This window comes from Calidithermus terrae (assembly GCF_003574345.1).
Classification (GTDB): Bacteria; Deinococcota; Deinococci; order Deinococcales; family Thermaceae; genus Calidithermus; species Calidithermus chliarophilus.
Map to the genome: position 1 here is coordinate 1 of NZ_QXDL01000306.1, position 3,520 is coordinate 3,520.

Consider the following 3,520-nt stretch of genomic DNA (forward strand, 5'->3'; position numbering starts at 1 on the left):
GGGCAGGCCGGGGTGGGGCGGCGTTGGGGCGTGCCCGTCGCCCGCGGGCCGGGGTGTCATGGAGCAATTACAAGCTGGCGCGGCGTCAGGCCGGGCCGGGGCAGAACTCGCACGTCGCCCGAAGAACTGCTTTAGAATAACAAGCACGTTAGAATACACCCAGACCCCCAGCCTCGAGGTCGGCCCCAGATGAGCCTCACCCCCGACGACGCCCGCAGACAGCTCTCCCTCCTCACCGCCGCGCTCGAGGAGCTGCCCCTCTTCGCGGGGCCGCGGGCGCTGCTCGAGGGCCTGCCCGCCCTGTTCGCCCGCCAGGGGGAGGGGCACGTGTCGGTGTGGGTGCCCGAGGACTCGCGCCTGCGAGTGCTGGCCGCGTGGGGCTTCGACCCCCAGGCCCTGCCCTACCTCGCGGAGGAGGGCGTGGTGGGCCGGGCCTACCGGCAGGGCGAGCCGGTCTACGTGGCCGACGTGGCCCAGGACCCCGGCTACATCGCGCTGGAGGGCCACGCGGTCACGAGCGAGCTGGCGCTGCCGCTGCGGGTCTCGGGGGAGGTGGTGGCGGTGCTCAACCTCGAGCGCCCCTGCCCCTTCGCCGAGGCCGAGCTGGAGGGCTACGTGCGCTTCGCCCGGGCCGCGAGCCACCAGCTCACGCGCCTGTACGAGCGGTTGCAGTTCGAGCTCACCTCCCGGCTGGGCGAGGAGGTGGGGCAGGCCGAGGACTTCCAGGACGCCGCCCGCCGGGCGCTGGACCACCTGCTGCCCGCCCTCGGCGGCACGACAGGGGCGATCCTGGTGCAGCAGGGCGGTCTCCTCAGGGCCGTGGCGCTCGCGGGGGAGGGCCTGCGGCAGGGGGAGGGCTCGCTCGAGGAGGGGATCCCCTACGGCCGGTGGCTCTCCTGGCAGGTCCTCAGCAGCGGCCGGCCCTTCTTCGCCAGCGCCTACGACCGCTCCGCCTGCCGCCTGGAGGCGTTCAAGGCGGCCGGGACGCGGGCGATGGCGCTGTACCCCATCCCGCTGGGCCCCCACGCCCGGACCCGGGCGCTGCTGGCGCTGGGGGACTCCCGCCCGCGGCGCTGGCTCAGGGTGGAGCGGGAGGTGCTCGCGGCGGCCAGCCGCACGCTGGGCCTGTCCTTCGCCACCTTCCAGACCCAGGAGCGCCTGGCCACCCTGCTGGCGCTGGCCCGCGAGGCGGTGGAGGCCCCGCCCGAGGCGGTGTACCAGCGGCTGGTGGAGGCGGCGGTGCGGCTGGTGCCGGGGGCGCAGACGGGCAGCCTGCTGGTGCGGGAGGACGGCGGCTTCCGCTACCGGGCGGTCGTGGGCTTCGACCTGACGGCCTTCGCGCCGGTGACCCTGACCGAGGGGCAGCAGCGCGCGTGGTACGGCCCCGACCTCGAGGCCTGGCGCCGCGGGGAGCCGCGCATCCTGGCGCTGGGGGCGGACTCGCTGGCGGCCTGGAGCCGCGGCAGCGGGATGCCCCCCGGCTTCGACGAATTCACCCGCGTGCGGGAGATCGCCTCCACCCTGGCGCTGCCGGTGCCCTACCAGGGCGAGGTGCTGGCGGTGCTCAACCTCGACAACTTCCACGACCCCGCCGCCTTCGACGAGGACTCCCTCGAGGCCGCCCGCCTCTTCGTGCCGCCGGTGGCCGCGCTGCTGCACGAGCTGGACTCCCGCCGGCGCCTGGAGATGGCCGCCCTCACCGACGCGCTCACCGGCCTGCCCAACCGCCGCGCCTTCGACCGCTTCTTCCCCGAGGAGCTCGCCCGCGCCCGGCGTTACGGGTACCCGCTGGCCCTGCTGGTGATGGACCTGCGGGGCTTCAAGCGCATCAACGACGAGCTGGGGCACGCCACGGGGGACCAGGCCCTGCGGCGGGTGGCCCAGGTGCTCTCGGCCCAGCGCCGCGGCGGCGACCGTTACTTCCGCTGGGGCGGCGACGAGTTCGCGGCCATCCTGCCCCACACGCCCCGCGGAGGGGCGGCGGGCGCGGCGGAACGCCTGGCCGGCCACGTCGAGGCGATCGTCCTCGAGGGCCGCCCCCTGGGGGTCAACGTGGGGGTGGCCGCCTTCCCCGAGGACGGCACCGACGAGGACACCCTGCTCAGCACCGCCGACCACCGCATGTACCGGGCCAAGACCCACGGGGTCGCGGTCTGGGCACAGTAAAACGTGGACCAGGGCCCCTGCGCCGGGCACCCGATAAAGTAGCCGCCCTGAGCCGGTCCCTCCTCGTGGATCGGTCGAAACAGCATCGGCAAACCTCACTGAGGGCCGGGATATATCCCAGGGGGGTATAGGCAAGTACCCCCAGGGGGCATCGCTGCGCGGGGTATGCCCGGCGGGGGCGGGGGCGTGTGCCGCTCTCCCGGCCGGTCGGGGGGCCGCCCCTGTGGAATACTGGAACCGCTCGAGGGACCGCCGGAAGCCGGCAACCCGCTCGTCCGACGACCGTTGCAGAGGCGTGGCGCCTTCCGGCTCGAGCTGCCCGCCTCGGCCCCGCCCCGGGAGGAGGCGCTGCAGGGGCTGCCCTCCCTGAAGGCCTGGAAAGGCTTCTACGAGGTGGGCTTCTTGTCGGGGAGCGCCATGCCCGAGCTCACGCTGCGCTGCGGGGACGGCGAGGCGGTGGCGGTGAGGCTCGAGCAGCCCTTCAACGCCCTCGCCGTGGCCGGGGACCCCGCCAGCCCCGGCGGCCTCAGGGTCGTGCAGTACAGCACGAACCCCAACTAGGGCTCGAGCCCCCTGTTTTTGCCGACTCCCGCCCCGGCCGCGCGCGGCGCCCGCTCAGCGGCGCAGCAGGCGCACGGCCTCCACGATGCCCCGCGTGTCCCCCTGGCCCTTGGCCAAGCCGGCCTGGCACTCCTCGAGGTAGGCCTCGAAGATGATGTCGCCGGTGGCCTCGAGGGCGCTGCGCACGCCGGAGAGCAGGGTGAGGATCTCGCGGCAGTCGCGGCCCTCCTCGACCATCTTCTGCAGGCCGCGCACCTGGCCCTCCAGGCGCTTGAGGCGGTTGAGCACCTGCTCCTTGGTCGGGGGGGTGGGCTTGGGCTTGCGCTGGGTCCGGGCTCGGTTCGCAACGGCACTCAAGGTTCACCTCGCGGGCTGGGTATCCCTCAGGGGTATTCCCCGCGCATCAGTCTATCCCACGGGCGCGCCGGGGGTGGTCTACCGCAGCCGGCCGAGGAGCTCCTCGAGCTGCGCCCGGTTGACGGGGCCGAGGTGGCGGGCCAGCACCCGCCCGTCCGCCCCGATCAGCAGGGTGGTGGGCAGGCCGCTGACCCGGAAGCTCTCCCGCAGGTCGGCGCTGTCGAGGAAGACCCGCGCCGGCAGGCCGGCCTCGCGCAGGAAGGCCTGGACGGCCCCCGCGCCCTCCCCGGCGTTGAGCAGCACGACGGGGTGGCCCTTCTGCTGGTACTCCGCCAGCAGGGGCATCTCGGCGCGGCAGGGCGGGCACCAGGTGGCCCAGACGTTGAGCAGCATCGGCTTGGGCAGGTCGCCGAAGCGGGCGGGGGAGGGCTGGGGG

At 74.5% G+C, this 3,520-nt stretch carries 4 protein-coding genes; 2 read left to right on the forward strand and 2 right to left on the reverse strand.

All coding sequences use genetic code 11. The features are described from left to right. Positions 1–189 precede the first annotated feature (189 nt). Together Mterra_RS19775 and Mterra_RS19780 are read left to right on the forward strand one after the other, a co-directional pair. Entirely contained in the window at positions 190–2,166 is a 1,977-nt protein-coding gene (locus tag Mterra_RS19775; RefSeq protein WP_119316678.1) for a diguanylate cyclase, read from the forward strand. A 285-nt stretch (positions 2,167–2,451) separates the two neighbouring features. Then, positions 2,452–2,727, forward strand: coding sequence for a hypothetical protein (locus tag Mterra_RS19780; RefSeq protein ID WP_119316679.1), 276 nt, complete (start codon positions 2,452–2,454; stop codon positions 2,725–2,727). Positions 2,728–2,781: 54 nt separating this feature from the next. Here the strand turns inward: Mterra_RS19780 and Mterra_RS19785 are convergent, their stop codons facing one another. Together Mterra_RS19785 and Mterra_RS19790 are read right to left on the reverse strand one after the other, a co-directional pair. Further along, the gene (locus tag Mterra_RS19785) at positions 2,782–3,084 is read right to left on the reverse strand and encodes a metal-sensitive transcriptional regulator (RefSeq protein ID WP_245971705.1); all 303 of its coding nucleotides are present in this window, start codon (positions 3,082–3,084) and stop codon (positions 2,782–2,784) included. A gap of 78 nt (positions 3,085–3,162) precedes the next feature. Next, positions 3,163–3,520 (reverse strand): TlpA family protein disulfide reductase (locus Mterra_RS19790; RefSeq protein WP_147372963.1); only part of this gene is annotated, 358 nt, incomplete at its 5' end.